This window comes from Nostoc sp. LEGE 12454, assembly GCF_056620565.1.
On sequence record NZ_JBWQXL010000002.1, the window covers coordinates 211672 to 238413 of the forward strand.

A 26742-nucleotide genomic window follows, 5' to 3' on the forward strand; every position below is an offset into this window, starting at 1 on the left:
TCATTGATAGTAACCGTTAATTACCGCAGATGATTATAGCATATTATCTGTATTGGTCAACGGGTTGTCGTGGTGTGAATTTTGGAGATATTGTATTGATTAAACGCATCCCCTCAGCCCTATATTGGTTTTGCCAATTAGACTGAGGGGATTGTTGTCTAGCAATAAAATCAAGTCCAACAAAGAGTATTTTTGTCAGAAACCGATTAAAAAACCCTTGAAAGGGGAAATAAATAGTATCTCTCCTTTCAAGGATATAAAAAACGGTATGTTGTCTTGATTGCGAAGTGCAAATTCAGCAACCTACTCTTTAGTTTTGGTAAAGAGAGATTACGAAGCTAATGCTACTTCTACCTTTTCTTGCAATTCACCTTTTTGGTACAGTTCAATCAAGATATCAGAACCGCCAAGGAATTCACCATTGATATATACTTGGGGAATTGTCGGCCAGCTAGAGTATTCTTTAATACCTTGACGAATTTCAGGGTCTGATAGAACGTCAACCGTCTCAAAGGGAACTCCCAAGGTATTGAGGATCTGCACAACGTTGTTGGAGAAACCACATTGGGGCATTAACTTGTTTCCCTTCATGAAAACTAAAATCTTGTTTTCTTGTAGCAAGCTATCAATTTTGTCTTTGAGTTCTGGTGTCATGGTATTTATGTTTCCTATGTTGGATTCAACAGTGAGGAGTGAGAAGTGAGGAGTCAAAATTCATAACTCCTAACTTCTGACTCTTATTTACGAAGCTGCTGTTGCTTGCCAAGCTTCGGGAGTGTATGTTTTCACCGCCAAGGCATGAATCGCTTCAGTTGACATAGCTTGACCCAAAGCACCATAAACTAACTGGTGCTGTTGCACTAGTCCTTTACCTGCAAAGTGCGATGAAACTACTGTCACCTGATAGTGGTCGCCGCCCCCAGTCAAGTCTTGCACCTGAACCTGTGCGTCTGGCAGTCCCGCCTTGATCATTTCCTCAACCTGTTGCGGACTAATCATCGCAATTCCTGAAAAAACTTACTTTTCTATTATTAACAGATATAGAGCAAATGCCTGTGCCAACTTCAGGCTTTGGCAAGGCTGTAGATACACGCGCCTCTAAGGTGTATTGCTTGAGAACGCTCAGGTTTTGGTTACGGCGGATAGCTCTATCCTAGCACCGGGGCGTTCCCAAGCGACTGGTTAGGGAAATATGGGTTGCAAAAAGAGGCAACAAAAATTTAATTTATTTTTTTGGGGATGAAGAGGATGAATTACCACCTTCTCTGGGATAGGGAGAATCAACAAAACCCAACTCAAATAACTGTTTATAGGCTTTCTTGCCTAAATCCCGCGTCGGGTTTTGACTTTTAATTATTTGAACTAACAACGGTACAGCTAATTCTGGCTGATTTTGTGCCCGATGTACCAATGCTAGCTGGAAGGTGGCTTCATCCCGCTTTTGGGCTGTTAATAGAGCTTTTTGACGCTGAGAATCAGAAACTCTGTTGTCAATTCCCGAAAAGCTAGAATTTAACTCTTGATAAAAATTAGATAGCTGATTATAAACTTGACGTGCTTCTTGGAGTTTCTTGGCAGCTAAGGTGTAGTTTTGAGCAGAAACAGCTTGTTCTGCATCTTTTACTAAGCGATCGCCACCTGCAATGCTCAAAAGGCTGTTACTTTCGGTTATAGGGCGAAGGTTATTAGGATTGTTGGGGTCAATGGGTTGTGGTTGGCTGGTAGTGCCTGGTGACTGTGATACCTGAGCATTCACAGGTGATAGCAGGCTGAGGACTGCTATAACTGATAAAACAGTACGGTGCATCAAGGTAACAGCGACAGCAGTGTTCATGGGATCAATTAGTGCGACAACTATACAAAAGAGTTATGGAAACTTCGGGTATCTTAACTCTGTTTTGGTCTTGGACAAAGCAAAGTTACATCCTAAGTATCTCTGATTTAGACTAAAAATCAGTTTAATAGAGTTCCCATTACCCCTGTATATCAACTAACTTATATCGCTGTGATGAGTGATACCTACGGTAGAGTGCGTCACTATCTGCTTAACTACTAGCTTTGTTACCCAATAATTATCTCAGAGGATGTTTGAAAAGTTTTCTTCTCGGTAACAAAACGTTCTAGATCCGCCTAAATACCCCGATAAATTGGGGGACTTTGATTCCGGTTCCCCCTTAAAAAGGGGGGCTAAGGGGGATCAGTTAGTGCCTAAAATCACAGCCAACCACTTTTCAAACAACCTCTCAGGTTAACTGGGATATTTGGCAGAAGAATTTTCCCAAAGCACTGCTTGAAGTATTTGCGTAGGCATCGCACTAAACTATTTCAAAATAGCGATGTCTTCAGTCGGCGCTTCCCAACTTTTATTTAACTGTCTGACTAAATGTGAAAATATTTATCATCAAGCAATTCAGTAGTTTGCAGACAATTAATTTAGCTATTGGCTCAAAAAAATGCCAATTTGGCTGAATATATTATTAATAGAGCGTAATCTATACATATACATCCTCAAAGGTTGCAAAATACTACTAATCTATTTTGACTTACTCAGGATGAATATAGCAGTTAGCAATTAGTGTCAAATATTGAAAAGTGTAGTTTCCGAATTATGCGCGGTCAATGATTAAGAGGTAATCTTGATGTTTAACTACATCAAGAATTAGTAATTTCTGCAAATGCGTGATTAGTAACTTTTGTTTCTTGATGGCTCAATTGTTGCAGTGCCTTTGCTAAATCAGTTGTGATGCTTTTTGCATCTTGTTTTATACAGCCATTCATGTAATCCGCGACTTTAATTGGGGAACCAATGTCAATACTCACATCTGTACCCCAATTGGGATAAGGTTGGCTGTAGTTAATTCCTATGGGTATAATTTTCACTCCCAACCCGGAATGACTAGATTCAGCACTCAAAGCAAGACGAGCAATTCCCGGCTTCAACTGATGAACTTGTCCATCACGAAAAATGTTACCTTCTGGAAAAATTACTAGGGTTTTTTGCTCTTGAAGTAGTTCTACCCCATGTCGCAGCGTGCGGATTGACGGATGCTTAGAATTTACAGGAAACCCCCCCAAACGTTGGACAAACCAGCCTTGCAAACCTTGGCATTCGTCAATAGTAACCATAAATCGCAAGTCTTGTTCTCTCAGACAAGCGGTAGCGTAGGGTACAAGCAAGGCATCCCAACGCGCCCGATGGGTAGGCGCAAGGATGACAGGCCCAGTTGTGGGGATATTTTTTTGTCCGGTTATTCTAATTTGTCCAAAGAATAATGGTAATAGGCAGTGACGCCCTAATAAATATGCCAGAGGACTTAACCAAGGAGAAACCCTTGAGGTAGTACCAGCCACCTGATGATTTGCTGAGGTGTGCTGGCAGGTATCGGATGAAGAGTAAAATTCCATCATGACGGATGCAGCTGATTGACGGGTAAAATTTAACGAAAGGACTGATTAGTTACACCGTAGATTCTCTTGCGTGACTTGTGTCGTACTAGATGGACAGTTTTACCTCTGTCCGTTAGTTTACCTTACGCCGCCTAGCAGCAAACCAAGTCTGTAATTGCTGACGACAAGCTGACTCTAGAATGCCTCCGATTACTTGGAGACGGTGATTAGAAGCAGTACTATCGGGGATGTTAATAACTGTACGAATTGCGCCAGTTTTGGTATCGTCTACTCCATATACCAGTGTTCCTAGTCGTGATTGGACGATCGCACCTGCACACATCGGGCAAGGTTCGAGAGTTACATACAGAGTGCATTCATTGAGATGCCAATTTTGTAAAGTTGTTGCGGCTGTCTTGATAGCGAGAATTTCCGCATGAGCAGTAGGGTCTTTGTCGCGCTCTTTTCTGTTTTCTCCTTGTGCTAGCAATTTGCCTGTTGAATTAATGATAACAGCACCTACAGGGATTTCACCTGCATCACCTGCTGTTTTTGCTAATTCTAAGGCATAACTCATCCATTGTTGATGTATAAGATATTCTGTATACTTAGTTAGCATATTCTTATCAATAAAGGCAGAGGGCAGGAGGCAGGAGGCAAAAGGAATACTGCTTCCTTCTCTGTGTCGTAACCTTTTATAGAGTAAGAGTTTAAAACAAGAACACCAAATTAAAATTTGGTGGCTCTTTCAACAGCAGGGGGTCTGAATTCCAAACTGAGGTAAAACCTCCTGCCCTCTGCCTCCTGCCTCCTGCCTCCTTCAATGCTAAATAGCGGCTTGGGCTAAAAGGGGATCGAGTTGACTTTGTGTGTCTAACTGATAGAGGTCATCGCAGCCGCCAATGTGCTGGTTATTGATAAAAATTTGTGGTACGGTGCGGCGACCGTTGGCGCGTTCTGCCATTTTAGCTCTGGCTGCTTCGTCGCCGTCGATTTTATATTCAGTAAAATTTACACCTTTCCACCACAGCAGCATTTTGGCACGAATGCAGTAAGGACAAGTTTGCCATGTATAAAGCTCGACGTTGGCTTTGACTCGCTCTGGATGGCGATTTAATAAGGGATTAAGAAAGTCCAGCATATTGATCTTAAACAAGGTTTTAACTATGTCTCTAGCCTAGAACATTGCTTACCGCATCGGTGCTGGAACCCACTTTTGGAAACCCTCCAAATGATTCCAGTAAGCCAAATATCCAGTCAATGCCCAAATTAGAGCAGCTACTATCAGCACTGCTACGCCAATTAGCCGCCAAGTTCGATTGGTTTTCCAATAGAGAGTTGGCGCTGCAAAAATACCACCTAAGCCAGTTAAAATAAATCCGATTCCCGATAAAAGCGGTTGCTTTGTCAAATTCAAGTTGATGATGCGGATACCGACTACGATCGCAACTACACCAGCAAAGAAACCGTAAATTGCTATTGTCAACAAATCCCAACCTTGAGCCAGGGCGATCGCAGCTGCAATAAACAAGATTCCAAATAAGACACTTGTCTCACCGAAGGCAATGTTAAAGCTACCCATTACTGGCCAGGTGAAGCTCATGTGTAAACCAGTTGTGAGTGCGATCGCACCTGTAATCCCAAAGCCTGGAATCCACTGTCTTTGATTAGAACTATCTATACCACGATACACATAGTCAGCCAGTAGAAATAGTCCAGCTACCATGTTGATTAACATGAGTGTGATGTAGTCGATAAACACGATTAACCTCTGAATTTGACAAGCTATTTACTCTGCGCCTTGTTTTTTAGTTTTTAGTTAACTTACTATATTTTTTTCTTTATTATTTTATACCTAAAGATAAACACTGAAGAACAGCAATGTTCTAGATATACATTGCTACCCATTTATGCCAGTTCTTAACTTAGTGACTTTTAAATACACTTTATACTGGAGTAGTTAGGAGTAAAAAATAAGGATGTGTTAACTGGCACTTTTGTAACCAGTTAGCAGCAAAACTTAACTTTCTTCCACGTGTATCCGCCCTTTGGTAGACTTGAAGACTGAAATAGCCAGATAAAGCGGCGGAAATTCAAGCAGTTGAGAGGGCAGACTCTGTGGAAAATACACTTGGGTTAGAGATTATTGAAGTAGTAGAGCAAGCCGCGATCGCATCCGCAAAGTGGATGGGTAAAGGCGAAAAAAACATCGCTGACCAAGTAGCTGTGGAAGCTATGCGGGAGCGGATGAATAAAATCTATATGCGGGGTCGCATTGTGATCGGGGAAGGCGAACGCGACGACGCGCCTATGTTATACATCGGGGAAGAAGTTGGTATCTGTACTCAACCAAATGCCGAAGCTCTCTGTAACCCTGATGAATTAATCGAAATTGATATCGCTGTTGACCCCTGTGAAGGTACGAACTTGGTAGCTTATGGGCAACCTGGTTCGATGGCTGTCTTGGCAATTTCTGAAAAAGGTGGATTATTTGCTGCTCCTGACTTTTACATGAAGAAGTTAGCAGCACCCCCCGCAGCTAAGGGCAAGGTAGACATCAACAAGTCAGCAACAGAAAACCTCAAGATTCTCTCTGAGTGTCTAGAGCGCTCTATTGAAGAACTTGTGGTCGTGGTCATGAAGCGCGAACGCCACAACGATTTAATTAAAGAAATCCGTGAGGCTGGAGCGAGAGTCGCCCTAATTTCAGACGGTGATGTGGGTGCAGCTATCAGCTGCGGTTTTGCTGGAACTAATATCCACGCGCTGATGGGTATTGGTGCGGCTCCTGAAGGCGTAATTTCAGCAGCAGCAATGCGTGCTTTGGGTGGACACTTCCAAGGTCAACTGATTTACGATCCCGCTGTAGTCAAAACAGGTCTGATTGGAGAAAGCAGAGAAGCCAACATCGATCGCTTAAAGTCTATGAATATCAATGACCCCGATAAGGTCTATGATGCTCATGAATTGGCATCTGGTAAAACTGTTCTGTTCGCTGCTAGCGGCATTACCAGTGGTAATCTGATGAATGGTGTACGTTTCTTCAACGGCGGAGCCAGAACTCAAAGCTTGGTAATTTCTAACCAGTCGAAAACTGCTCGATTTGTTGATACAATTCACATGTTTGGTGAACCCAAGACTCTCCAACTGAACTAATTTTTAGGGAATGGGGAATGGTAAAAGTAGAGGCGAAGCATTTGGAAATAAATCTTTCTATAAAATGGAAAAATATTCACCAAAATGCTTTACCCTTACAGTAGTTAGTAGTTAGTAGTTAGTGATTAATAGTTGTTTATTGCTGGGGACAACTACCAACCAATAAACAAAAATTCCCCATTCCCTATTCTCACTCAATGCCCTATTATCAACTACCAACTAGTAACTACGATTTAGCAAATGAATATAGCAGTGGTGGGGTTAAGCCATAAAACAGCCCCAGTAGAAGTCCGGGAAAAACTGAGCATTCCAGAACCACAAATTGAAAGTGCGATCGCTCAACTGGCCAGCTATCCCCATATTGACGAAGTTGCAATTCTTAGTACTTGTAACCGTCTGGAAATTTACATTGTCACCAGTGAAGCAGACCAAGGTATTCGGGAAGTAACGCAGTTTCTTGCAGAATACAGTAAATTACCCGTGCTTTCTCTGCGACAACACTTGTTTATGTTGCTGCATGATGATGCGGTGATGCACGTTATGCGGGTAGCAGGTGGTTTAGATAGTCTGGTACTCGGAGAAGGTCAAATTCTGGCTCAGGTGAAGACTACTCACAAACTGGGACAGCAATATAGTGGTATAAAAACCATTTTGAATCGATTATTTAAACAAGCGCTGACAGCTGGTAAGCGGGTTCGCACTGAAACTAGTATTGGTACTGGGGCTGTCTCTATCAGTTCGGCAGCTGTGGAATTAGCACAGATAAAAGTGGCAAATTTGGCAGCTTGCCGAGTGGTAATTTTGGGTGCTGGCAAAATGTCGCGCCTGCTGGTGCAACACCTAGTTTCTAAAGGTGCTGTAGAAATTAGTATTGTAAATCGCTCTCGCGATCGCGCCCACGAATTAGCAAAGCTGTTCCCTCAACAACCGATCAAAATTCATCCACTATCGGAAATGATGAGCGTAATTGCCGATAGCGATTTGGTGTTTACAAGTACTTCGGCAACAGAGCCAATACTTGACCGTGCCAAATTAGAAATGGTTTTAGAAGTTCAGCGCTCTTTAATGTTATTTGATATTTCTGTGCCGCGTAATGTTCATGCGGATGTAAATGAATTAGAAAATGTGCAAGCGTTTAATGTGGATGATTTGAAGGCAGTAGTAGCGCAAAACTACGAAAGCCGTCGGAAGATTGCACAGGAAGCCGAGCGACTTTTAGAGGAAGAAGTAGAAGCTTTTGATATTTGGTGGCGCAGTCTGGAAACTGTTACAACTATTAGCTGTCTGCGAAATAAAGTCGAAACCATCCGCGAACAAGAGTTAGAAAAAGCTTTGTCGAGATTGGGTTCGGAATTCGCTGAAAAACATCAAGAGGTGATTGAAGCATTAACGCGGGGAATTGTCAATAAAATTTTACATGACCCGATGGTACAGTTGCGATCGCAGCAAGATGTTGAAGCCAGAAGGCGCTGTATGCAAACTCTGCAAATGCTTTTCAACCTGGATGCAGAGGAACAATTTAGTTAAATTTAACAACAAAATCCCCGGCTTCTGTGAGAAGTTGGGGATCTGAGCTTTCAATTAGATATACTTCTAATTAGATAGATGTCTAATTAGAAGTTAGTTATGCAACCAGAGCAATTTAACATCTTACTCCGCTTTTTCAAGGCATTAGCGGATGATAGCCGATTGAAGATTGTAGGTATTTTGGCGAATCAGGAGTGCAGCGTTGAAGAATTAGCGGCACTACTGCAACTCAAGGAACCGACAGTATCTCATCATTTAGCGAAACTTAAAGAGCTAAATTTGGTGACAATGCGCCCTGAAGGTAATAGCCGTCTATATCAATTGGATAGCGAGGCTTTGCAAAGCATTAGTAAGGAAATTTTTACACCTGAGAAAATAGCATCCTTGGTTAAGGATGTGGATACTGAAGCTTGGGAAAGCAAAGTGTTGAAAAACTATTTCGAGGGCGAATGCCTTAAGGAAATCCCCGCTAGTCGCAAAAAGCGTCTAGTAATTCTCAAGTGGTTAGCAAACCAGTTTGATATAGGAGTCAACTACCCTGAACGCATGGTAAATGACATTCTTAAACGCTACCATCCCGACTGCGCCACCCTGCGACGGGAGTTCATTGCTTGCCAGTTAATGCAGCGAGAAAATGGGGTTTATTGGCGTACAACATAGATGTGAAAGATGAATAAGCAACCGCACAATTATAGGTCATATATTTATGCAATTAGAAACACAAAAATTATATTACACACCTGAAGAGTATTTAGAAATTGAAGAAAAGGCAGAATACAAAAGCGAATACCGTGATGGAGAAATTGTACCGATGACGGGTGGCACTACAAATCATAATAAAATTGCAGGCAACTTTTATGCTTATTTGAAGTTTGGTTTGAGAGGCAAGAATTATGATGTTTATATTGGTGATGTACGTTTATGGATACCCCGTTATCGGCAGCATACTTATCCCGATGTGATGGTGATTGAGGGACAACCTATTTATACAGGAACCAGCACAACAACGATTATGAACCCGATGTTAATTGCTGAAGTTTTATCTAAATCGACTAAAAATTATGACCAAGGCGATAAGTTTCTTTATTATCGCTCTATTCCAGAATTCAAGGAATATATTTTAATTGACCAATATCAGTATCATGTGATGCAATATGTAAAAACTGCGGAAAGTCAATGGTTATTTACTGAACTTGAACATGAATCTGCAATTTTATCACTGCAAACAGTTGATTTTCAAATTGAATTGCGCGACCTTTATGAGCAAGTCAATTTTGCAGAAAATAACGAAGATTAAAATAATTCGTAATGATGTTTGTGGATTCGCCAATCTAATTGATAATAGTGATAATTCAGTTCAGTAGCGACTAAAGTTCTTCACAAGATTTGTGTTTCTTCCTCGGTAAAGATAGGAGGCCACAATTCAGTAATCGGCAATTTCCAACCGGGAAAAAGTTCTGGTATAGTTAAAATATCGCCATTTTCCAAAACTGTCGGTTCGCCTGTAGAGCGATAAATTGTAACTGTCTCTTCATCAGGATCGATCAAAATTCCGACAACCGCTCCTAATTCTATAAATTTCAGAATTTTGGCTGCTATAAGTTTAATTTTATCGCTCTGAGATTTAATTTCTACCACCAAGTCAGGGACAAGTTCTCCAAAGTAACGAGGACTTTGGAGAAGTCGGGAAGCGCGAACAAAGGAAACATTAGGTGCTTTAAGGTTTGTATCTGGCATAATGAAACCGCCTGCGGAATCAAACACTCTTCCCCAGCGACGAGGATTTATCCAAGCAAAGAGAAAGGCAATGAGACGACTACTGATTTCGCTGGATACAATATCTGACGGCCCCATAATTGAAATTTTTCCATTTTCGAGTTCCAGCTGGTAATCTAAACCTGCTTCGGTAAAAGCAGTTTGGACTTGCTCTAAATCTCTGACTGTCATTATTGACATAAAAAGCTTTTTCCACTGAGATATACAACTCGATTTTAACAAGAGCCAAATTTCCGAAAAAATTAATCAGATGACAGCAAAACAATATCACCTTCTTTTGCAGTATTCTGAAAAAACTCTACCAATTTTGGATATAGTTCAAACAACGGTTCTATCTCCTCTTCGTCCCATCCTCCAGGGCTAGGATTTGGGTATATTTCTGCTGCATTAAACACGGTAGAATTAAATCGACTCTTCAATTCTTCAACAGAAATTTGACTTAGAGCATCGGCAACATCTCGAACCTCTTCAAGTGTGAGATAGCGTACAAATCCGTAACCCGCATCAAACTGTGTCGGTGTACCTCCCATGACTACATTACAAAGAGGCGGTGATGCTTGAGTATTGTCCAAATTTGACTCTCCAGTGAGAAGAAAATGTAGTGCGTGCCAATCTTTTTCAATACTGAAGTTACGTTCATCGCTTCGTTGCTTTTGTCGTTGGGCAATCATTGCCTGTGGATTACTAAAATTAAAAACTAAATCATCTAAATTAAGCTTAAAGAAAGATGCTGCTGCTTCAGGATCGTTCTGAACTTCTGAAAACTTTTGTGGCGTAATGCGTTTATAGCTAGCTGTAATACCCATAATATTTTCTCTAATCTAAACACTATTAATAGTGTTACCTTTGACTTTGAACAAGTAACAGTATTCATGTACTTTTATTTATTCAAAGTCAAATCACTAACTACATTGCATAAACAGAAAGTCAATCACACTCTACTTTCCTAAATAAGCTTCTAAAACTTTGGGATTAGTTTGAATTTCTGCGGGTGTACCGTCGGCTAAATTCTGCCCTTCGGCAAGTACCCAAACGCGATCGCACAAGGACATCACTACATCCATATTGTGTTCGATAATCAAAAAGGTCATGCCGTCTTGACGGTTCCAAGTGATAATGCGATCGCAAATATCATCAATCAGTTTTGGATTCACCCCAGCAGCTGGTTCATCCAACAAAATTAACTTAGGGTTAGTCATCAGCGCCCGTCCCATTTCTAGCAGCTTGCGTTGTCCACCAGATAAGCAACCAGCGTAATCGTGTGCTTTTTTTGCCAAGCCCACTGATTCTAATAAGTACATTGCTCGCTCTTGCAGTTGCTTTTCTTCTTTAGCGACAATGTGCGGTTGCAACTGCACCTGCCAAAAATTTTCACCTGTTTGTTTTTGCGCCGCCAGCAGCATATTTTCTAACACCGACAACCGCGAGAGAGTCCGTGCAACCTGAAAGGTGCGGATTACTCCTTGCTGGGCGATTTGATATGGTTGTAAATTGTGAATCGGTTCGCCGTCAAAAATCACTCGTCCTTTATCAGGGCGGATGAAGTTTGAGAGTAAGTTAAATAAAGTAGTTTTACCAGCACCATTGGGGCCAATCAAGCCCGTAATGCTGCCTTTAGCAACTTCGATTTTCGCCTCATTAACTGCTTTGACACCACCAAAGCTTTTAGAAAGTCCAGTGGCTGCCAAAAGGGGAAGTGGGGATGAATAGTTATTTACCAAGGGTGAGTTCCTCTTTTTTCCCTAAGATACCTTGAGGACGCCAAATCATCAGTACCATCAAAATTAGTCCGATTACCATGATGCGAAATGCACCCAAACGTGCTTCATCAAGGGAAACGATTCTGGGTAAGACTTCTCGCGTTAACGCATCGTAAGCAAAGAAAATTACCGCACCTACGATTGTGCCAACATTATTCCCAGAACCGCCTAAAATCACCATAATCCAAGTGTCAAAGGTGATCTGCGGTTGAAAATTATCGGGGTAAATGGCGCTGAGTTGCCAAGCGAAGAAAGCACCAGCGATACCTGCGATCGCACCCCCTAACATGAGAGATTGTAATTTATACCAAAAGACATTTTTTCCCAGCGCCTTGGGAATTTCTTCATCTTCGCGGATGGCTTTGAGAATTCTACCCCAAGGCGATCGCACCAAAATTTCTAAGCGCCAGTATACAAATGCTAAAACCAGCAGCAACACCAGCATTAAACCCGCTTTTGGATTGTAGTTATACAGTCCGATTACCCCAGAAATATAAATCGCTGCCGCCAAAACTGCTAACAAAATTCCCACAGCCAAGCGCGATGCAAATTCTTGCTTGCTAGTCATCCTTTTGCCTAAATCAGTAGTCCGAGATATTTGGGTGGTACGAATCCATCGCCACAACGTAAAAAAAGTTACGGCAGCTAGCAGCGTTAACAACCCAATCATCACAAATCTGACAAACAAATTAGGCTCTGTGGATAGGGGTATGGGATAACTTTGCACACCAAACGCCCCAGAAGTCCAGGTGTCACCCGTAGGTAATTCTTGATTATTTACCACCAAACGAATTAATTCGCCCGTACCAATCGTGACAATTCCTAGATAATCTTCCCGTAAGCGGAGAGTTACAAAACCGATTATCAAACCCAATAAGGCTGCGACAATTGCCCCAGCCAGTGCCGATACAAGTAGGGGTACGCCCTTTAAGCTTAACAATACCGTTGTATACGCTCCCAGAGTCATGAAAGCAATATGACCAAAGTTAATTAATCCCGTAAAGCCCCACTGTAAATTCAGCCCTAGTGCGAATAGAGCAAAAAGTGCCGTAGAAATTGCTAAGAAAATGAGATAGTCAACCATATTAAATTATTTGGTCATTTGTCATTGGTCATTTGTCATTTGTCATTAATTATCCTCCCCTGCTCCCCTGCTCCCTTGCCCCCTCGCCGGGCGAATAAATTTTAGCGTAGCTTGAGCGTAGCTAATTTTATGGGAATACTATTTATTGTTGGTAGTTTGGTGGTAGGGAATAATTAACGTATGAATTTGCTGCGACTTAGAATGCATCACTTAATTGAGCAATTAGGCGATGACGATTTGCAAGACATTTGGAATGTTCTTGAAGCTTTACATTATGACTTTTATATGCTCAAAGCGATACAAAAAGTCAAGCGATCGCAGCAACCGTGGGATATCTTAACCCATGAAGAAGCGGTTAGACTGTTGATGTTTTTCTGATTCAGCAGCGCTTTTGAGCTAGTGCCAGTGGCCCCTCAAGTTTTGGTGAAGGTAACGCCCAGTGAGTCTGGAAATGCGCTATGCCAGGTCTTTTTTGCTAGACCTGAAGAATTTAGAACCTGCCGCCTACGAGCGGGTGCATGATTTTGTTTTTATTGAGTTAGCCCAAAAGTGGCAGTTGAGCGATCTAAAAGAACTGCGACAGCTTGATAGTGAAGGCATTTTTCACCGCTTCACCCTAGATAATTATCTGATTGGTATAGAAATTAGGGGTGAAATTGTGAAATTTCTGCGTGTCATCCCTATGCCAGATGTTTAAAGTCAAGAGTCAAGGGAACACTTAAAACTGTAAACTGTATAAGGCTAGGCAGGGATCGCTATAACCTTACACTAAACTGGTTTTTGAAAAACACTTTATTTGAGATTTCCCTATGGATGCTAGGGCACTTTGGCAACGATACCAAAACTGGTTATATTTCCACGAGGGATTGGGACTGTACTTAGACGTGAGTCGGATACGGTTCGATGATGCCTTCGTGGAATCGTTGCAGCCGAAGTTTGACAAGGCGTTTGCGGATATGGCTCAACTAGAGAAGGGTGCGATCGCAAATCCCGACGAGAACCGCATGGTTGGACACTACTGGCTGCGAAATCCTGATTTAGCACCAGCTCCAGAACTTACGCAAGAAATAGTTCAAACCTTAGAACAAATCGAAGCCTTTGCGGAAAAAGTCCAAACAGGTGCTATTCATCCTCCTAGAGCAAGCCGCTTCACGGATATTATCTCCATTGGCATTGGTGGTTCCGCTCTCGGCCCCCAATTCGTTGCGGAAGCTCTCGCTCCTGATTTCCCGCCGCTGAAACTTCACTTTATCGATAACAACGATCCCGCAGGTATCGATCGCGTTCTCAATCATCTACGGAATAGCCTCGCCAGCACTTTGGTATTGGTGATCTCCAAATCTGGGGGAACGCCGGAACCTCGCAACGGCATGATTGAAGTTAAAAAAGCATACGCCGGACACAATTTGGAGTTTGCCCAATATGCGGTAGCAATTACCAGCGTTGATAGCAACCTCGATAAACTAGCCAAAGATGAAGGCTGGCTAGCGAGATTTCCCATGTATGACTGGGTAGGAGGACGCACCTCAGAAATGTCTGCTGTGGGGCTAGTACCAGCGGCATTACAGGGCATTGATGTCCACGCTATCCTAGATGGCGCAAAAGAGATGGATGACGCTACCCGCGTCCCAGATGTAAAAAATAACCCAGCAGCCTTGCTTGCTTTGTCTTGGTACTTTGCAGGCAATGGAAAGGGCGAAAAAGATATGGTTGTCCTACCTTACAAGGACAGCTTATTTTTATTCAGTCGCTATTTGCAACAGCTGGTGATGGAATCCTTGGGTAAGGAAAAAGACTTAGACGGCAATGTAGTCCATCAAGGTATCGCCGTTTACGGCAACAAAGGCTCAACAGATCAACACGCTTATGTCCAGCAGTTACGCGAGGGTGTAGCGAATTTCTTTGCTACCTTTATTGAAGTGTTGGAAGATCGTCAAGGGCCATCTACTGAAATAGATCCTGGAGTTACATCAGGCGATTATCTTTCCGGTTTTCTCCAAGGAACCCGACAAGCGCTTTATGAAAATCACCGCGATTCGATTACAGTCACGATTCCCCAAGTTAATCCCCGAACTGTAGGGGCATTAATTGCTTTGTATGAACGTGCTGTTGGTTTATATGCTAGTTTGGTCAACGTCAACGCCTACCATCAACCAGGTGTAGAAGCTGGCAAAAAAGCTGCCGCCTCCATTCTCGATTTACAAACACGAGTGGTAGCAGTACTACAAAAAGAAAAAACTCCCCTTTCTCTTGACGAACTCGCCGAGAAGGCAGGCGCATCAGACCAAGTTGAGGCAATTTACAAGATTTTGCGTCACATCCATGCCAATCAGCGGGGTGTAGTTTTACAAGGCGATCTTCAGAAACCCGGTAGTTTGACCGTTTCTGCTAGCTGATAGCTCTAATCTAAATCTCAGATTTTGTCCATAATTGTTGTCTCAACAACAATTTTTTATTGTGAAGCATCCTAAATAGAAGATATATCTTCTGTCTAGGATGCTTCACCGTATGATTTGTAATACTTCGGCTACGCCCTTCTCTATGAGAGGCTGCGCCAACGACTACGCGGTAGTTGAATCTCGACTTCGCTCGATTTCCGCGCAGTCGAAACTCAGGACAAGCTCAGTACAAGTTCGTAATTCGTAATTAAGTTTTATCACTCAATACCGTTTGGTTAAGTATTGCTTTCTTCTCTTCTTTGCCTAATTACGAATTATTTTAATTATGAATTGCCATCAAGCGTTGATTAAAGTAACTCTTGGGTAAAAAACAGCGATCGGGTAAAAAAGGATTGTTAAGATTTTGACATAAGAAAGTACTGGGTTTATCCCGATGACAAAATGGTGGCACGATTCCCCAATGTTCTGCTAGCCAAATCCAATATCCTGTTTCAATTCTGCCGTAGCTTGAGACCGTGAGAATCTCTCCAACACTGTTGTTAATAGATACTAAATCTGAAGATGATTTGATTTCAATTAACAGCCAAGCTAACTCATCTACAGAAAAGTAATAGCCGTTTTCGGCAGCGATATCAACAAACTGCTGCGGATCTTTAGCTATTAGCAATTCTTCTTTGAGAGATGGCGTTTTTTGTGCAAAATCAAAAAGATCCCAAATCTGTCTTCTCGTAATTAGAAACCAGGCAAGTTCTTCTGCTGTCAAATTGTAACCGTTTTCGGTTGCTAACTTGAGAAACGGCTCAAGGCTATCGGTTTCTGCTAGTTGACTTTTCAACTGGAAAGTTTGCTCTACTAGTGACAAGAAATCAATAATCTTTTGCCATGTCACTTTGTCAAAGTTTTTGTTAACTTTTATTTTTTCTTTCCAATAAATGTATTTATCTTCTTTAAGAAAGAAATTCCAAATTTGATAATACATGGGTCATCTTGCCTAAGTTGTAAACTTGGTAGAGGTTTATGATTAATGAACACCAGTGTAGTAAGTATAATGTGTTTCTTCGACAGTACTAAATCTTTATCTTATGTAAAGGAAATTACACAGTGGCTAAGTATAAAATTTTTGTAAAGTTTGTCACTATAAATAAAATTTACTGAGAAAAAGATGAAAGATTGCGATGCCTTGTGGTAGGCTGCAACTAAGATTTGTATTGCTTCTCATAAAATAAAATTAAGTCAATAGATAGTATTAATTATTCATGAAGTAATTAATTGTAAAGCAATCTGTACTTTAGTTATTTTGAAACGAACCGCATATTTCTACGGAGAAGAAAGCTAAGTATAGCGTCTTATAGAGAAGGCGAGATGCAACACAAGGTATTTTTTATAGCTATTTATATAGTAAAATTACATAGAAAATTTAAATGGACGCCTGGATCTTCCTTTAAACTAAAATTAAAGCAGCATTAAGAAATGGGGTTAGTGAATTATTAGGCTTGTATCTTAACTTTAAGATAAATGCGATCGCACTTCAGTTATTTTTAAACGAACCACTGAAAGGCAAAGAACCCAGAGAGAAGAAAAGAGATATATTGTATTATCTTTAATTAATAGGTAAGTTGCGGAGAAAGTAAAAGCGATCGCTATTCAAATTATCGGACTTTAAATTTTGTTAAAATCAGCTTAAAGCTGTCAATCAACTGGAATATCAATAATGAATATCCAAATTAAACCTGAACTAGAGCAAATTATCCAAGCGCAAATTGCTACAGGTAGATATGCGAATCCTGAAGAAGTTATTAGTAAAGCATTGAAGTTGCTATTAGAGTGGGAAAAAGGTTATCAGCAATGGGTTGAAGAAACACGCGAAAAAGTTGAGGTTGCTATCGAGCAACTGGATAGAGGAGAAGGTATTGATGGAGGAGTTGTAGTTGAACAATTGCGAGAGAAACTGCGTAAAGCAAGAGAATTAAAAGGATGAAGCAACATATTATCTCTCCAAAAGCCAGTCAGGATTTATCAAAAATTATTGATTATTTTGTCAGGATAAATATTGATGCTGGAGAGAATTTTATTAATAACTTTGACAAAAAGTGTAAATATTTAGCTAATTTTCCCAATATGGGACGTAGCTACGGAAATATTAAATCTGATTTGCGCGGCGTTCCTTTGGATAATTATATTATTCTTTATCGACTTATAAATAGTGGAATTGAAATTGTCCGTGTAGTGAGTGGTTATCAAAATTTGGCATCTTTATTTACAGAATCAGATGAGTAAGTTGATATTTAAGTTTACTGCTAATTATCTCCTAACTTATTTTAGATTCGTTAATCAATCACTCAGAAAATAAAAGCGATAACTATGGCTGGCTACGCCTACGCACTTCAGTTATTTTTAAACGAACCGCTGAGATGCAGAGAACGCAGAGAGAAGAAAAGAGATAGATTGTACTATCTTTAGTTAATAAGTAAATCGCGGAGAAAGTAAAAGCGATCGCTATTCCAATTAATACCTTTAATTCGCCCCAAATAGCCTGTTAATGGTGAGGAAAGTTCTATCAGAATTTCGTGCATTTCTGCTGTTGTTATTGGCTGTGGCGGATGTGAGCCAAAATATGCACCATGTAGAGCTTCAACACCAGTAGATTCTGCACCTGAGCTTTGTAGATAATTTTTGACAAGCTGGATAATGTGCGATCGCAACTTTATAGATTGTTCAACTTTATCAATATAAGTATTAATTTTATCTTCAGCTAAACCAAAAGGCGCTTGTTGCAAACACTCTTTTAGTTCTAATAAATTGATAGAATTTTTGTAGTGTGCTTGCAGTTCAACTAGTTTTTGTAGAGTTTCTGGGCTAATAACATTCATTTGATTTTCGGTAGCTGTTCTTGATGCGTAAAAATTTAGTTCTCCGGCGGCTACAATTAATTTAATAGAATTGTCATACTGAAATTTACCAAGATGGTTCATACCTATTTTTAATAACTGTGCAGGTGTACCATCAGGAACTTTCTCAGTTTTAGTTGCTTTGCACTCTCCTACTATTGGATAAGGTTGTTCAGTGTAAAAATCCATGCCTCCTGCGCCACCCGTTGCGTCTGGATTCAGGCTTGAACCTGTAAAGCCTAATTTTAGTAATCCTTTACGAACTAATTTTTCAAATGTATGTCCATCGCTAGAGTTTCCAACTTCAGCAATTTTCTGAATCCAAGGTAAGTCTAAATCTAATAGATTTGTTAGCTTGTCACTACTCCAACCTAAGAATACTTTGATATCGTCATCTAATTGTTTAGCTGCTGGTTGGCTAATGGTTAGCGGTGCGATCGCACTCTGCAATTCTTCCAATTCAGGATGCAGTGGGGGTTCTAGTTTTTCTAATTGGTGTTTGCGTTGGGCGAAGGTGTGATCGTTTATTACTGGGTGGGTTTCGGTAACAGTAACAGTCAGGGGATTTGGCAAAGGCAAAAAATGATGACTTTGGAACTGTGCAGCAATCTCTTGTGGTTCCGGTAACAAATAGACACGCAAGAAAGCTAGAAAAATGTAAGGTTTTTGTAAGAGAGTTTGTTGTAATGTCTCTGTTGTCCAGATTGTTAACTGTAATAGAGCCTCTAATGATTCAGGAGAATTCAGCCTGCGGCAAAGTTCACACTTAGCCCAAGCTTTAATCAAAGTTGTTTCAGTACTTAAGTTTGCAATAAAATTTTGGACAACAGGCAAAAAGTTTGAGCGATAATGCTGCTCATTGGGTAATAAGTTAATTGAAACATTAGCTGGATAAAGAGCAAATTTTTGCCCCGGATGTATAAATTTACGAGGCATCGCTACAATAATTCGCCCTTGTATTAACGCTTCAACTTCTAGAGCAGGTAAAAACAGAGCTGTTTGAAGCACAACTAATTCACTCATGCTTAAGTATACAACTCAGTCAGATCATCTGAGTCGTCTGTTTCTTCTATAATAGAAGGATTAAGGAAGTCATTTAATAGTTCTTCTCCTTCAATAGTATCTCCATCAATCTGACCAGAAGGATTACTCAAAATTTCTAGTAGCAAAGGATTATTACGAGTTATTGGCTGGGAAAACTCCAGTAATTGCTCTTCATTAAGTTGATAATGATCGCGTTGCTGATAAATAGAATATAGGTCAATTAGTGGTTTAACTTCATCAAGTTTTAAATCTACATGTTCTCCACCTAATTCTTCTACAAGCTTCTTAAGATACACATAAGAATCCCAGTTTTTGAAAATCATTTTTTCTTTATTTTTAGAACGAACTAAACACCCTCGCGTTATATCGAAGGTTTTATATTCAATCAACCGCCACATTCCGGCTCCAACAGCTCTTCCATGTGAGTACTGGAGAACAGAAACACCAATTTTAAAAATCTTATCTTTCTCTTTGCCAATAATTTTGAAATTTATCCAACCTTGATTCTTTGATTTAGGCTCGATTTCAACAACATCTTCGATTGTGACTTTTTCTAATTTCTCACCTGTGGAAGTTTCACCATCTAGTATTTGACCCTTAAGGGTCTGAAAAGCAAAACGCAAAGCATCAACAATGAGAGAATTGTTCTTCTCATCAAGATAATCTGCAATTTCTACCTCTTTCTCTCTTTTTAAAGCAATCTCGAATCGTTCAAATGGGTCTTGTGGTAAAATATCGCCTTTCACCTTAAAGTTTTCTGCACACCATTTCAAAGCCTCTCTTACGGTTGGTCTTCCTTTGCCATATTCTCTCAGGTTACTTTCTTCAAATGGGTAGACTTTATTAGGTGGTAATAAATTGCTAATTGTGTAAAAATCCTTCAACCAAAGTGTGACTAATTCCACCAGAGACTCACTATCAATGTATCTTAAATCTATTGGTTTGCGTCCCGTATATTTTGAAATTCTATCAGGTGTGCCATCTTGTATCTCATTTATCTTCTGCGTCCATGTAACAGGCAACATAACTGTGATAATAACAACCCCTCGACTTAGTTCAGAGTGTTCGAGAGTATCATGCAGACGCTTCACTAAATCAGCAATTACTAGTTCTGTAGGCAACCCATCTTCACTAAAAGTGTTTTTAACATCTATTTCATCAAAACAAATTACAACTGGGTTATAGTAACTTACTAAATTTAAGATTTGCTGAATAGTTTTCAGAGCTTCAGCTTCTCTATCTTGACTGGTTTTACTAGGATTTGGTAATCCCAGAGCGTCTGCATTAGATTGGGCTAGTTCATCACCAGACAGCCATTCTCTAGCAAAAGATGCTTGAGTTTCTGAAAGCGTCCACAGAATAGCCCGGACAATATAGGGATCTGCATTTGGTTTCACTTTAAGAACTTCTTTGATCAGCCTATCCATCAAATTTTTGTTTTTAGCCAACCAACTTACATATACTTTGTCAAATCTTTGGAGCAATTCCTGTGGAGAAAGGTTCGGAGCATTGGCATTGATGGCTTTAAAACCTTCATTTGCCATTGCTGCTGCTACTTCCTGCCACTGCATGACACCTTGACTACCCGTTTTGCTTAGACTATCCGCCAAAGTTTGCTGAAATTGGTACTTAACTAGATTTAAATCTGTATAGTTATTGACACCTGCATAGACAAATAAAGCACCTCCTTCATGTTCTAGTCGATGGCGAATGCGACTGAGTAAGTGAGTTTTGCCAACTCCCTGTTGTGCAGTTATGGCTATTGATGTCACCTTATCTTGACTAGATTGGCTTGTTCTTACCAGTTCAATTGCCTGAAAAACTGCATTAGAAGCATGGGCATTTAGCGTAGGCACATCAGGGAACTTCTTTCCCCAAATATGTTGTTCTTGGACAATGCCCGCGTTGGTAAATGGATTATGACTTTGAATGGCGGCATTGACGGCTTCTATTGGAGAAATAGGGATATTTGTCATATTGATTCCGTTTGATTATGGTGTGAGGAACTACAAAGATGTTAGTGACAATGTGATTAACTCAAGCGCTTGGCGTAAGAGCGTAATCCTGCTCCTGGTATGGTGATTGAATCTTCGCGTTTATCAGCAGTCAAGTCTGGTATCTCTCCAGCAATTAGTTGAAAAATATCTTTTTCTTGTATTTCCAGTAGCCACTCATTGAAATCTTGACGACTAACCCGATCGCCAATTCCTCTTCTAATGCGATAAATCGGCACCAGATTATTAAAGTTGTACTCATAGTTCAACTTGTCGTAGACTTCCAACGCCACAGATTTAAACTCGTCATAAGAAGCGATCGCACCCTTCCCATTAACTGGTACATCTGCACCAGTTACCGCAACATCAATCTGACTAATCCACTTCACCAGCGCATTCGCCGCCCAAGTTCCGACAATCGTGCCTTCAAACTTAAAATCGCCACTTCTCAAACCCTCACCCAATACCTCTAAACCCTTGCCAGATGTCAGAGAATATCCCTTTTTGGAAATTGCGATCGCACCCTGCTTCTGTAATTCCTCGAATATGCCCTGATAATCTGCTACCTTCTGGCTTTTGGCTACAATTCGCTTAGTGAGTTGACCCTTCTTAATTTCCTGCTGCGTTCCTCCCAAATCCCATAAAGCCAAAAGAAGACGAGTGCTAGTATTTTTTGATGTCATATTGAGTGTACTTTTTGGCAAAAAGCATCATAGTAACTGTATCTTTCTAAGTTATTTATGCAGAAAAAATAACCGAGAAATTGCTGAAAATTTCGACGTTTCAGCTAAATAAACTCATCAAAAATCAAAAATATATTTCCTTGGGATGAATACGATTTCTCTCAAAGGCGGGATGGAATGCTTGAGAAAATCGACGATCATGACAGAGAAACGCTCTAGCTGTGCAGTTGTAAATTAAGTGGTATATGTTTTTTCAATTCCCAGGGAAATAACAGGAATTCCAACTTTGTTTTTGCAACAGCAAGGCTTTTAGCAAATACAGGTGAGAACGAAATCCAATGAACACAATATATAAAGAACGTAAAATAGTTTCGCGTCTATTTGCAGTGCTGCTTTCGGCATTGTTAATGGTTCCCTTGCTAAGTAGCTGCGGAGGCGGTTCCCAAAAAGCTAATGTGCCACCACCTGTTGATGATACCGTCGGTAGAACAGTGAGCGATCGCCAAACCGAAGCGAAGAAGGGCTTGTCTACAGGGCAGAAAGTTGCTATTTTGGCGGGTGCTGCTGGACTTTATTACCTCTACAACCAACATAAAAATGCTCCCCAAGAAGGAGCGCAAGGTAAATACTATCTTTCCAAGAATGGGCGTGTATATTACCGTGATGCTGAACATCGCGCTCACTGGGTAACGCCACCATCAGAAGGAATTCGAGTACCGGAATCTGAAGCACAAAAGTATCGGGAATTCCAAGGCTATAACCGGAGTGCCACAGGTCGCGATCTCACTGGTATAACTTCATCCGCAGCTCCGGCACTCTAGATCAGCGAAGCGTGTGTAAAGAAGAAAGCGGGTTTCCCGGAGGATAACGCCGATCGCGCACGTCGGAAACACGAACTTAAATCAGGAGACAGATTATGGTAGATGAATTTTTCCGAAAGGCGAAAGATTTGCTTTTGGGGTCGAACAGCGATCAAGCTGAAGAAGATGCCAAATTGCGCGATCGCAATGTACGTCCAGCCAGCGAAGATCCATACGGCGATCCCGCAGATCCGGCATCTTACGGCGATGTTCGCCCAGCTAGTGAAGACCCCTACGGCGACCCCGCAGATATCTCGTCTTACGGCAATGTTCGCCCAGCTAGCGAAGACCCTTACGGCGACCCCGCAGACACAGGGGAGTTTGGTGATGTCCGTCCAGCCAGCGAAGATCCCTACGGCGACCCCGCAGATCAGGATTCCCGCCGTTAACGCAAAACCAATCTGGTGATACTGGTTTTCATAAGGTGATGAATTTTGGAATAACAAATAAGGCAGTGGGATTTGAACCTACTGCTTTTTATTTTGGCTGCTATTTATACAAATTACGAACTTGTATTGAGCGTAGCCGAAGTATTACGAATTATTTCCTGCGATCGCTCAATATTTTGACGCACAGATCGAGCCGAAGTATGCAAACCCTCTCTTTCTTCATCAGTCAGCGTCAATTCCAAAATACTCTCAATTCCACCGCATCCCAACCGACACGGAACACCAATTACAACATCTTCTAAACCGTATTCACCTTGCAGATACGTGGCCACAGGCAACAACCGCGACTGATTTAATAAAATCGATTCTACCATCACACTAGTAGCCGACGCCGGAGCAAAAAAAGCACCTCCCGTATGCATCAATTCCACAATTTCTGCCCCACCGTTGCGAGTTCTTTCTACCAAACGTTCAATTGTGGCAGCATCCAGCAATTCAGTGATGGGAATGCCGTTAACGGTAGCATAACGAGACAAGGGAACCATTAAATCGCCGTGACTGCCCAAAACCATCGCTTTGACATCGGCGGGCAAAACGCCCAATTCTAGGGCAATGAAGGTTTCAAAACGGGCGGAATCTAATACACCAGCCATACCCATAATGCGATCGCGTGGTAAACCAGTTGCTTGCCAAGCTAAATAAGTCATCACATCCAACGGGTTGGTGACAACAATAAAAATAGCATTGGGAGAATGAGCGATGTCTACGACGGGCTACGCCTACGCATTTTTTGCCGCTTCCACCACAATCTTGGCATTAATTTTCAGCAAATCATCTCGACTCATCCCTGGTTTACGGGGAAATCCGGCAGTAATTACCACGATTTGGGAACCAGATGTATCAGCATAATTATTTGTGCCGATAATCTGGCGATTATGTATTTCAATTCCCCTAGCTTCCATCAAATCCAGCGCCAAACCTTGAGGCATTCCCGCAATAATATCTAGTAAAACGACATCTGCCAGGTTTTTCTCTGCAACACGTTGAGCTAAAGTACTGCCAACCCTACCCGCACCCACGATGGTGACACGGGGTAAATTACAGACAATTGAGGAGTTAGGGGAAGAAGACATAAATTAAGATACGATTTTTCTCAGCAAAAATTCAGGAGTCAGAATAAATGCTGAATTCTGAATTCTGACTCCTGAATTCTTTTTACTTATTTAAACTCTTCAAGTTGATCCACACGTAACCAAATATTAGGTGTTGGTACTTTCCCAAACTTAATCAGGGCGTAATCACCTTTGATGTCTACAATTTCGCCCTTGGTTTCAAACAAATAAGAAGGAAAGCGAGCATCACTAGCTTTAGCCTCCAGACTGTTTTCTAGTTTCTCGCGCACAGCGCGAACCATATCTCCTTTTTTGACTGCCATGAGTTCCTCTCTCAAATTTTTAACGTCTTTCACCTGCATTTTAAAAGAGTTCCGAGTTAGAACTCCTAACTTTTGTAAAGACGCGATTAATCGCGTCTCCTAACTCCCCGTAACGTTTGACACTCGGAGCAAAAATGACTAGATCGCCCAGCTAACCTGATCCGTTGAATTGCTGTACCACAAACTCGACAGGGTTCTCCAGCGCGGTTATAAACCCAGGCTACACCACCATAGTTGCCGTTAGTACCTTTAACATTTAAGAAATTACTAAATGTCGTACCACCAGCCTCAATGCTGGTTTCTAACACTTGAATTATGGCTGTTCGCAAAAGTTCAATTTGCTTTAGCTGCAAATCTATACACAAGGTTTCAGGTAAAATTCCACTCTTAAACAATGCTTCATCAGCATAAATGTTACCTAATCCCGCCACCACCGATTGATCCAGTAGCGCAGTCTTAATCGGACGACGGCGGTTTTGGAGTTTGCTTGCTAGATATTCAACAGTGAATTCGGGTGAAAATGGATCTGCTGCCAGTTTTGCTAAACCAGTGATAATACTTTCTACAGCAACACCAGGCGGAACCCACCATATTTTACCGAAGGTTCGCTGGTCAACAAAACGCAATTCCTGTCGATCCCCAAAGAATAATCTAACCCGCGTGTGCTTGTGTAATGGTTCGTCTCTCTTCAGCCATAATAGTTGACCGGTCATTCGCAGATGAACCCCTAACCAGCCGGAAGACGAGGAGAGTTCGGCGAGGAGATATTTACCGCGACGATGCCAAGTAGCGATCGCATTATTTTCAATTCCATTAACAAACTCACCAACAGAAAACGGGTAGGCGATGGTGCGATCGAGCAACACATCTCCTCCCGTAATTTCTTGGTTGAGGGTCAATTGATTTAGACCCCTTCGGACTGTTTCAACTTCAGGCAGTTCGGGCATTCAAGCTGAGTTAAGCAGGCAATTATGATTTATTTGAGGGATGGAGGAAGAAAAGATGGGGTAGTAACTTACATAGCCGTAGATGGCTCGTATTACTACCCAAAAGAAACCGTAAATACCCGCAGGGCGGCTCTCGTAGATTAGGGTAGGCTAGGACAAAGAATGAATGAACTGAAATTTTCAGACTTCATACTTCAGACTTTAAGACTACCCTTCATCATCGCATCAAACAACCCCCTTGTAGCTTTGCAGCTATTTTTTCGGAGCTTTAGCCTTTGGTGCTTCAACCTCGACTAATTCATCCTGGGCAAAGTTGTTGGTATTGATACCAGAGTAATTGACCTTTTCAAAGCGGACAATTACAGGGTATTTGATGCCGCTTTGGTCGATAGAAGCCACAGTTCCTAGATCCTGAAACCAGTAGGATTCAGGACGGAGAATACGTACTTTAGAACCACGTTGAACCATGATTATTTTCCCTTTTAGTTATCAATCGCCAATCTAGAGGGCTAATTGATTTCACTCTACAACCTCAAGGTCGCAGCAAGAGTCTTTGTTAAGTTATTTGTCTGAATTTGGGAGTGGGCATGGGGCATTGGGCATGGGGTACAAGAGGCAGAGGGGCAGAGGAGAAAGACTTCCTTTCCTGCAACTTCTCCCCTGCTCCCCTGCTCCCTCATCTCACCAGTTAGATACCACATCCAAAATTGCAAAAGGTATTAGACCCTACTTGACAAGGTAGACGTTATAGCGTACCTTCGTTCGCAAAAGGTTATTCGTGCAAAGCTTATGTTTTAGTTAAGACAAACACACTTCCCTCATTACCTCTGCCGATCCGTAGGTCGTTATCTATATAAGTGATATCTAACCAGCCTTGCTGTTTGTCACTGTTTATGGCAACATCAATTCCGGGAAATTTTCTACCTTCTTCAATTTGTTGGATAAAAGTTACCGGAGAATTGTATTCTATTAAACGTTGTAAGCCGATAATAGAACGCTCAAATTTCACTTGGACGCGCCGACCTGAAACTGGCTCAAATTTAGCAGCAACGCTGACTAATCCTTCTAAATAAGGTAAGCCATAAATCTCAGCGATGTTGTAAACACTGGTAGTATCTACCCGGATATACTGATATATTTGACCCAGTTTACATAAAGGTAAACGATCTAAGTTTAAAAGAGCCTTGCTAGTGGTGTATAGTAATCGCCAATTGCCATCTAGCAAATTACTAGCTTCCACCGGACGGGGTGTAGGATTAAAGTCTTCTAAATTGGCGATCGCTGCTAAGATAGCTTGTTTCTGTTCTTCGGTCGCCAGTAGACCGCGATTTGTACCAGCGATCGCATCCATAAGAGCCGCTTTTCTCATCATCGCCTGTAACCTCAAAAATCACTCACTTTCCATCAGCATAA

30 protein-coding genes and 1 pseudogene are annotated in these 26742 nt (G+C 41.3%); 11 read left to right on the forward strand and 20 right to left on the reverse strand.

Features of this window, described 5'->3' with window-relative positions; translation table 11 throughout:
• Positions 1-330 precede the first annotated feature (330 nt).
• The 7 genes from grxD to AC1F2U_RS03125 form a co-directional block, all read right to left on the reverse strand.
• On the reverse strand, positions 331-654 hold the full coding sequence (gene grxD / locus AC1F2U_RS03095; RefSeq protein WP_094349509.1) for a Grx4 family monothiol glutaredoxin: 324 nt from the start codon (positions 652-654) through the stop codon (positions 331-333).
• Positions 655-741: 87 nt separating this feature from the next.
• On the reverse strand, positions 742-999 hold the full coding sequence (locus tag AC1F2U_RS03100; RefSeq protein ID WP_094349510.1) for a BolA family protein: 258 nt from the start codon (positions 997-999) through the stop codon (positions 742-744).
• A gap of 226 nt (positions 1000-1225) precedes the next feature.
• Positions 1226-1834, reverse strand: coding sequence for a hypothetical protein (locus AC1F2U_RS03105; protein ID WP_480259783.1), 609 nt, complete (start codon positions 1832-1834; stop codon positions 1226-1228).
• Between the two features lie 818 nt (positions 1835-2652).
• Positions 2653-3408 carry a lysophospholipid acyltransferase family protein gene (locus AC1F2U_RS03110; protein ID WP_480259784.1) on the reverse strand — a complete coding sequence of 252 codons (756 nt, stop codon included), beginning with the start codon at positions 3406-3408 and terminating at the stop codon, positions 2653-2655.
• A gap of 112 nt (positions 3409-3520) precedes the next feature.
• Positions 3521-4006: a tRNA adenosine(34) deaminase TadA gene (gene tadA / locus AC1F2U_RS03115; RefSeq protein ID WP_480259785.1), complete on the reverse strand. Its 486-nt coding sequence runs from the start codon at positions 4004-4006 to the stop codon at positions 3521-3523.
• Positions 4007-4213: 207 nt separating this feature from the next.
• The gene (gene grxC / locus AC1F2U_RS03120; protein ID WP_069070140.1) at positions 4214-4528 is read right to left on the reverse strand and encodes a glutaredoxin 3; all 315 of its coding nucleotides are present in this window, start codon (positions 4526-4528) and stop codon (positions 4214-4216) included.
• Positions 4529-4576: 48 nt separating this feature from the next.
• On the reverse strand, positions 4577-5149 hold the full coding sequence (locus tag AC1F2U_RS03125) for a DUF981 family protein (RefSeq protein WP_480259786.1): 573 nt from the start codon (positions 5147-5149) through the stop codon (positions 4577-4579).
• 356 nt (positions 5150-5505) lie between these two features.
• Here AC1F2U_RS03125 and glpX point away from each other — a divergent pair, with 356 nt between their 5' ends.
• From glpX to AC1F2U_RS03145, 4 genes are all read left to right on the forward strand, one after another.
• The gene (gene glpX, locus AC1F2U_RS03130; protein ID WP_480259787.1) at positions 5506-6543 is read left to right on the forward strand and encodes a class II fructose-bisphosphatase; all 1038 of its coding nucleotides are present in this window, start codon (positions 5506-5508) and stop codon (positions 6541-6543) included.
• 240 nt (positions 6544-6783) lie between these two features.
• Positions 6784-8070 carry a glutamyl-tRNA reductase gene (locus tag AC1F2U_RS03135; RefSeq protein ID WP_480259788.1) on the forward strand — a complete coding sequence of 429 codons (1287 nt, stop codon included), beginning with the start codon at positions 6784-6786 and terminating at the stop codon, positions 8068-8070.
• Positions 8071-8169: 99 nt separating this feature from the next.
• Entirely contained in the window at positions 8170-8730 is a 561-nt protein-coding gene (locus AC1F2U_RS03140) for a DUF2087 domain-containing protein (protein WP_480259789.1), read from the forward strand.
• Positions 8731-8776: 46 nt separating this feature from the next.
• Positions 8777-9367, forward strand: a complete 591-nt coding sequence (locus AC1F2U_RS03145) for a Uma2 family endonuclease (protein WP_480259790.1) — start codon at positions 8777-8779, stop codon at positions 9365-9367.
• A gap of 80 nt (positions 9368-9447) precedes the next feature.
• Here AC1F2U_RS03145 and AC1F2U_RS03150 read toward each other — a convergent pair whose 3' ends face one another.
• The 4 genes from AC1F2U_RS03150 to AC1F2U_RS03165 all read right to left on the reverse strand — a co-directional run bounded on the left by AC1F2U_RS03150 (position 9448) and on the right by AC1F2U_RS03165 (position 12690).
• A complete protein-coding gene (locus AC1F2U_RS03150; RefSeq protein WP_480259791.1) occupies positions 9448-10026 on the reverse strand; it encodes a Uma2 family endonuclease in 579 nt (192 codons plus the stop codon).
• Between the two features lie 62 nt (positions 10027-10088).
• Complete coding sequence (locus AC1F2U_RS03155) at positions 10089-10652, reverse strand: YfbM family protein (RefSeq protein WP_480259792.1); 564 nt, start codon at positions 10650-10652, stop codon at positions 10089-10091.
• 132 nt (positions 10653-10784) lie between these two features.
• A complete protein-coding gene (locus AC1F2U_RS03160) occupies positions 10785-11567 on the reverse strand; it encodes an ABC transporter ATP-binding protein (RefSeq protein ID WP_414519190.1) in 783 nt (260 codons plus the stop codon).
• Positions 11557-12690 (reverse strand): branched-chain amino acid ABC transporter permease, encoded by a 1134-nt coding sequence (locus AC1F2U_RS03165; RefSeq protein ID WP_480259793.1) that lies wholly within the window; start codon positions 12688-12690, stop codon positions 11557-11559. The genes AC1F2U_RS03160 and AC1F2U_RS03165 overlap by 11 nt, the downstream gene beginning before the upstream one ends.
• A 180-nt stretch (positions 12691-12870) precedes the next feature.
• On the opposite strand from AC1F2U_RS03165, the gene AC1F2U_RS03170 reads away from it, so the two are divergent.
• From AC1F2U_RS03170 to AC1F2U_RS03180, 3 genes are all read left to right on the forward strand, one after another.
• A complete protein-coding gene (locus tag AC1F2U_RS03170) occupies positions 12871-13068 on the forward strand; it encodes a hypothetical protein (protein WP_104907481.1) in 198 nt (65 codons plus the stop codon).
• A 61-nt stretch (positions 13069-13129) separates the two neighbouring features.
• Entirely contained in the window at positions 13130-13387 is a 258-nt protein-coding gene (locus tag AC1F2U_RS03175; protein ID WP_251959737.1) for a cytotoxic translational repressor of toxin-antitoxin stability system, read from the forward strand.
• A 112-nt stretch (positions 13388-13499) separates the two neighbouring features.
• Positions 13500-15086 carry a glucose-6-phosphate isomerase gene (locus AC1F2U_RS03180; RefSeq protein WP_480259794.1) on the forward strand — a complete coding sequence of 529 codons (1587 nt, stop codon included), beginning with the start codon at positions 13500-13502 and terminating at the stop codon, positions 15084-15086.
• Positions 15087-15408: 322 nt separating this feature from the next.
• On the opposite strand, the gene AC1F2U_RS03185 is transcribed toward AC1F2U_RS03180, so the two are convergent.
• Positions 15409-16068 carry a Nif11-like leader peptide family natural product precursor gene (locus AC1F2U_RS03185; protein WP_480259795.1) on the reverse strand — a complete coding sequence of 220 codons (660 nt, stop codon included), beginning with the start codon at positions 16066-16068 and terminating at the stop codon, positions 15409-15411.
• Between the two features lie 732 nt (positions 16069-16800).
• On the opposite strand from AC1F2U_RS03185, the gene AC1F2U_RS03190 reads away from it, so the two are divergent.
• Entirely contained in the window at positions 16801-17067 is a 267-nt protein-coding gene (locus AC1F2U_RS03190) for a ribbon-helix-helix domain-containing protein (RefSeq protein ID WP_480259796.1), read from the forward strand.
• Positions 17064-17366 (forward strand): type II toxin-antitoxin system RelE/ParE family toxin, encoded by a 303-nt coding sequence (locus tag AC1F2U_RS03195; protein ID WP_480259797.1) that lies wholly within the window; start codon positions 17064-17066, stop codon positions 17364-17366. Before AC1F2U_RS03190 ends, AC1F2U_RS03195 begins: the two co-directional genes overlap by 4 nt.
• A 179-nt stretch (positions 17367-17545) precedes the next feature.
• On the opposite strand, the gene AC1F2U_RS03200 is transcribed toward AC1F2U_RS03195, so the two are convergent.
• The 3 genes from AC1F2U_RS03200 to AC1F2U_RS03210 are packed head-to-tail and all read right to left on the reverse strand — an operon-like array spanning position 17546 to position 21698.
• Positions 17546-19000: a DUF1802 family protein gene (locus tag AC1F2U_RS03200; RefSeq protein ID WP_480259798.1), complete on the reverse strand. Its 1455-nt coding sequence runs from the start codon at positions 18998-19000 to the stop codon at positions 17546-17548.
• A gap of 2 nt (positions 19001-19002) precedes the next feature.
• Positions 19003-20997, reverse strand: coding sequence for a P-loop NTPase fold protein (locus AC1F2U_RS03205; RefSeq protein ID WP_480259799.1), 1995 nt, complete (start codon positions 20995-20997; stop codon positions 19003-19005).
• A gap of 56 nt (positions 20998-21053) precedes the next feature.
• The gene (locus tag AC1F2U_RS03210; RefSeq protein ID WP_480259800.1) at positions 21054-21698 is read right to left on the reverse strand and encodes a hypothetical protein; all 645 of its coding nucleotides are present in this window, start codon (positions 21696-21698) and stop codon (positions 21054-21056) included.
• A 338-nt stretch (positions 21699-22036) separates the two neighbouring features.
• Here AC1F2U_RS03210 and AC1F2U_RS03215 point away from each other — a divergent pair, with 338 nt between their 5' ends.
• Together AC1F2U_RS03215 and AC1F2U_RS03220 are read left to right on the forward strand one after the other, a co-directional pair.
• The gene (locus tag AC1F2U_RS03215) at positions 22037-22519 is read left to right on the forward strand and encodes a hypothetical protein (RefSeq protein ID WP_480259801.1); all 483 of its coding nucleotides are present in this window, start codon (positions 22037-22039) and stop codon (positions 22517-22519) included.
• 95 nt (positions 22520-22614) lie between these two features.
• Positions 22615-22947 carry a translation initiation factor gene (locus AC1F2U_RS03220; protein WP_334842732.1) on the forward strand — a complete coding sequence of 111 codons (333 nt, stop codon included), beginning with the start codon at positions 22615-22617 and terminating at the stop codon, positions 22945-22947.
• A 113-nt stretch (positions 22948-23060) separates the two neighbouring features.
• Here AC1F2U_RS03220 and mdh read toward each other — a convergent pair.
• The 5 genes and pseudogenes from mdh to AC1F2U_RS03245 all read right to left on the reverse strand — a co-directional run bounded on the left by mdh (position 23061) and on the right by AC1F2U_RS03245 (position 26701).
• Positions 23061-24080 (reverse strand): annotated as a pseudogene (gene mdh, locus AC1F2U_RS03225) (malate dehydrogenase).
• Between the two features lie 86 nt (positions 24081-24166).
• A complete protein-coding gene (gene ndhO / locus AC1F2U_RS03230) occupies positions 24167-24382 on the reverse strand; it encodes an NAD(P)H-quinone oxidoreductase subunit O (RefSeq protein WP_194042991.1) in 216 nt (71 codons plus the stop codon).
• 86 nt (positions 24383-24468) lie between these two features.
• Positions 24469-25329 (reverse strand): DNA-formamidopyrimidine glycosylase, encoded by an 861-nt coding sequence (locus AC1F2U_RS03235; RefSeq protein WP_480259802.1) that lies wholly within the window; start codon positions 25327-25329, stop codon positions 24469-24471.
• A gap of 252 nt (positions 25330-25581) precedes the next feature.
• Entirely contained in the window at positions 25582-25797 is a 216-nt protein-coding gene (locus tag AC1F2U_RS03240) for a photosystem I reaction center subunit IV (protein ID WP_094349537.1), read from the reverse strand.
• A 319-nt stretch (positions 25798-26116) separates the two neighbouring features.
• Positions 26117-26701: a PAP/fibrillin family protein gene (locus AC1F2U_RS03245; protein WP_480259803.1), complete on the reverse strand. Its 585-nt coding sequence runs from the start codon at positions 26699-26701 to the stop codon at positions 26117-26119.
• Positions 26702-26742: the final 41 nt, after the last annotated feature.

What these genes read in the sequence shown, in the direction of transcription:
- AC1F2U_RS03205 (WP_480259799.1), bottom strand. Translation starts at nt 20,997, where the DNA reads ATGACAAATATCCCTATTTCTCCAATAGAAGCCGTCAATGCCGCCATT.
- AC1F2U_RS03210 (WP_480259800.1), bottom strand. Translation starts at nt 21,698, where the DNA reads ATGACATCAAAAAATACTAGCACTCGTCTTCTTTTGGCTTTATGGGAT.
- AC1F2U_RS03240 (WP_094349537.1), bottom strand. Translation starts at nt 25,797, where the DNA reads ATGGTTCAACGTGGTTCTAAAGTACGTATTCTCCGTCCTGAATCCTAC.
- AC1F2U_RS03165 (WP_480259793.1), bottom strand. Translation starts at nt 12,690, where the DNA reads ATGGTTGACTATCTCATTTTCTTAGCAATTTCTACGGCACTTTTTGCT.
- AC1F2U_RS03185 (WP_480259795.1), bottom strand. Translation starts at nt 16,068, where the DNA reads ATGTATTATCAAATTTGGAATTTCTTTCTTAAAGAAGATAAATACATT.
- AC1F2U_RS03140 (WP_480259789.1), top strand. Translation starts at nt 8,170, where the DNA reads ATGCAACCAGAGCAATTTAACATCTTACTCCGCTTTTTCAAGGCATTA.
- AC1F2U_RS03245 (WP_480259803.1), bottom strand. Translation starts at nt 26,701, where the DNA reads ATGATGAGAAAAGCGGCTCTTATGGATGCGATCGCTGGTACAAATCGC.
- AC1F2U_RS03155 (WP_480259792.1), bottom strand. Translation starts at nt 10,652, where the DNA reads ATGGGTATTACAGCTAGCTATAAACGCATTACGCCACAAAAGTTTTCA.
- AC1F2U_RS03190 (WP_480259796.1), top strand. Translation starts at nt 16,801, where the DNA reads ATGAATATCCAAATTAAACCTGAACTAGAGCAAATTATCCAAGCGCAA.
- AC1F2U_RS03215 (WP_480259801.1), top strand. Translation starts at nt 22,037, where the DNA reads ATGAACACAATATATAAAGAACGTAAAATAGTTTCGCGTCTATTTGCA.
- AC1F2U_RS03195 (WP_480259797.1), top strand. Translation starts at nt 17,064, where the DNA reads ATGAAGCAACATATTATCTCTCCAAAAGCCAGTCAGGATTTATCAAAA.
- grxD (WP_094349509.1), bottom strand. Translation starts at nt 654, where the DNA reads ATGACACCAGAACTCAAAGACAAAATTGATAGCTTGCTACAAGAAAAC.
- AC1F2U_RS03145 (WP_480259790.1), top strand. Translation starts at nt 8,777, where the DNA reads ATGCAATTAGAAACACAAAAATTATATTACACACCTGAAGAGTATTTA.
- AC1F2U_RS03235 (WP_480259802.1), bottom strand. Translation starts at nt 25,329, where the DNA reads ATGCCCGAACTGCCTGAAGTTGAAACAGTCCGAAGGGGTCTAAATCAA.
- AC1F2U_RS03150 (WP_480259791.1), bottom strand. Translation starts at nt 10,026, where the DNA reads ATGTCAATAATGACAGTCAGAGATTTAGAGCAAGTCCAAACTGCTTTT.
- AC1F2U_RS03110 (WP_480259784.1), bottom strand. Translation starts at nt 3,408, where the DNA reads ATGATGGAATTTTACTCTTCATCCGATACCTGCCAGCACACCTCAGCA.
- AC1F2U_RS03170 (WP_104907481.1), top strand. Translation starts at nt 12,871, where the DNA reads ATGAATTTGCTGCGACTTAGAATGCATCACTTAATTGAGCAATTAGGC.
- ndhO (WP_194042991.1), bottom strand. Translation starts at nt 24,382, where the DNA reads ATGGCAGTCAAAAAAGGAGATATGGTTCGCGCTGTGCGCGAGAAACTA.
- grxC (WP_069070140.1), bottom strand. Translation starts at nt 4,528, where the DNA reads ATGCTGGACTTTCTTAATCCCTTATTAAATCGCCATCCAGAGCGAGTC.
- tadA (WP_480259785.1), bottom strand. Translation starts at nt 4,006, where the DNA reads ATGCTAACTAAGTATACAGAATATCTTATACATCAACAATGGATGAGT.
- AC1F2U_RS03105 (WP_480259783.1), bottom strand. Translation starts at nt 1,834, where the DNA reads ATGAACACTGCTGTCGCTGTTACCTTGATGCACCGTACTGTTTTATCA.
- AC1F2U_RS03135 (WP_480259788.1), top strand. Translation starts at nt 6,784, where the DNA reads ATGAATATAGCAGTGGTGGGGTTAAGCCATAAAACAGCCCCAGTAGAA.
- AC1F2U_RS03100 (WP_094349510.1), bottom strand. Translation starts at nt 999, where the DNA reads ATGATTAGTCCGCAACAGGTTGAGGAAATGATCAAGGCGGGACTGCCA.
- AC1F2U_RS03180 (WP_480259794.1), top strand. Translation starts at nt 13,500, where the DNA reads ATGGATGCTAGGGCACTTTGGCAACGATACCAAAACTGGTTATATTTC.
- AC1F2U_RS03200 (WP_480259798.1), bottom strand. Translation starts at nt 19,000, where the DNA reads ATGAGTGAATTAGTTGTGCTTCAAACAGCTCTGTTTTTACCTGCTCTA.
- AC1F2U_RS03220 (WP_334842732.1), top strand. Translation starts at nt 22,615, where the DNA reads ATGGTAGATGAATTTTTCCGAAAGGCGAAAGATTTGCTTTTGGGGTCG.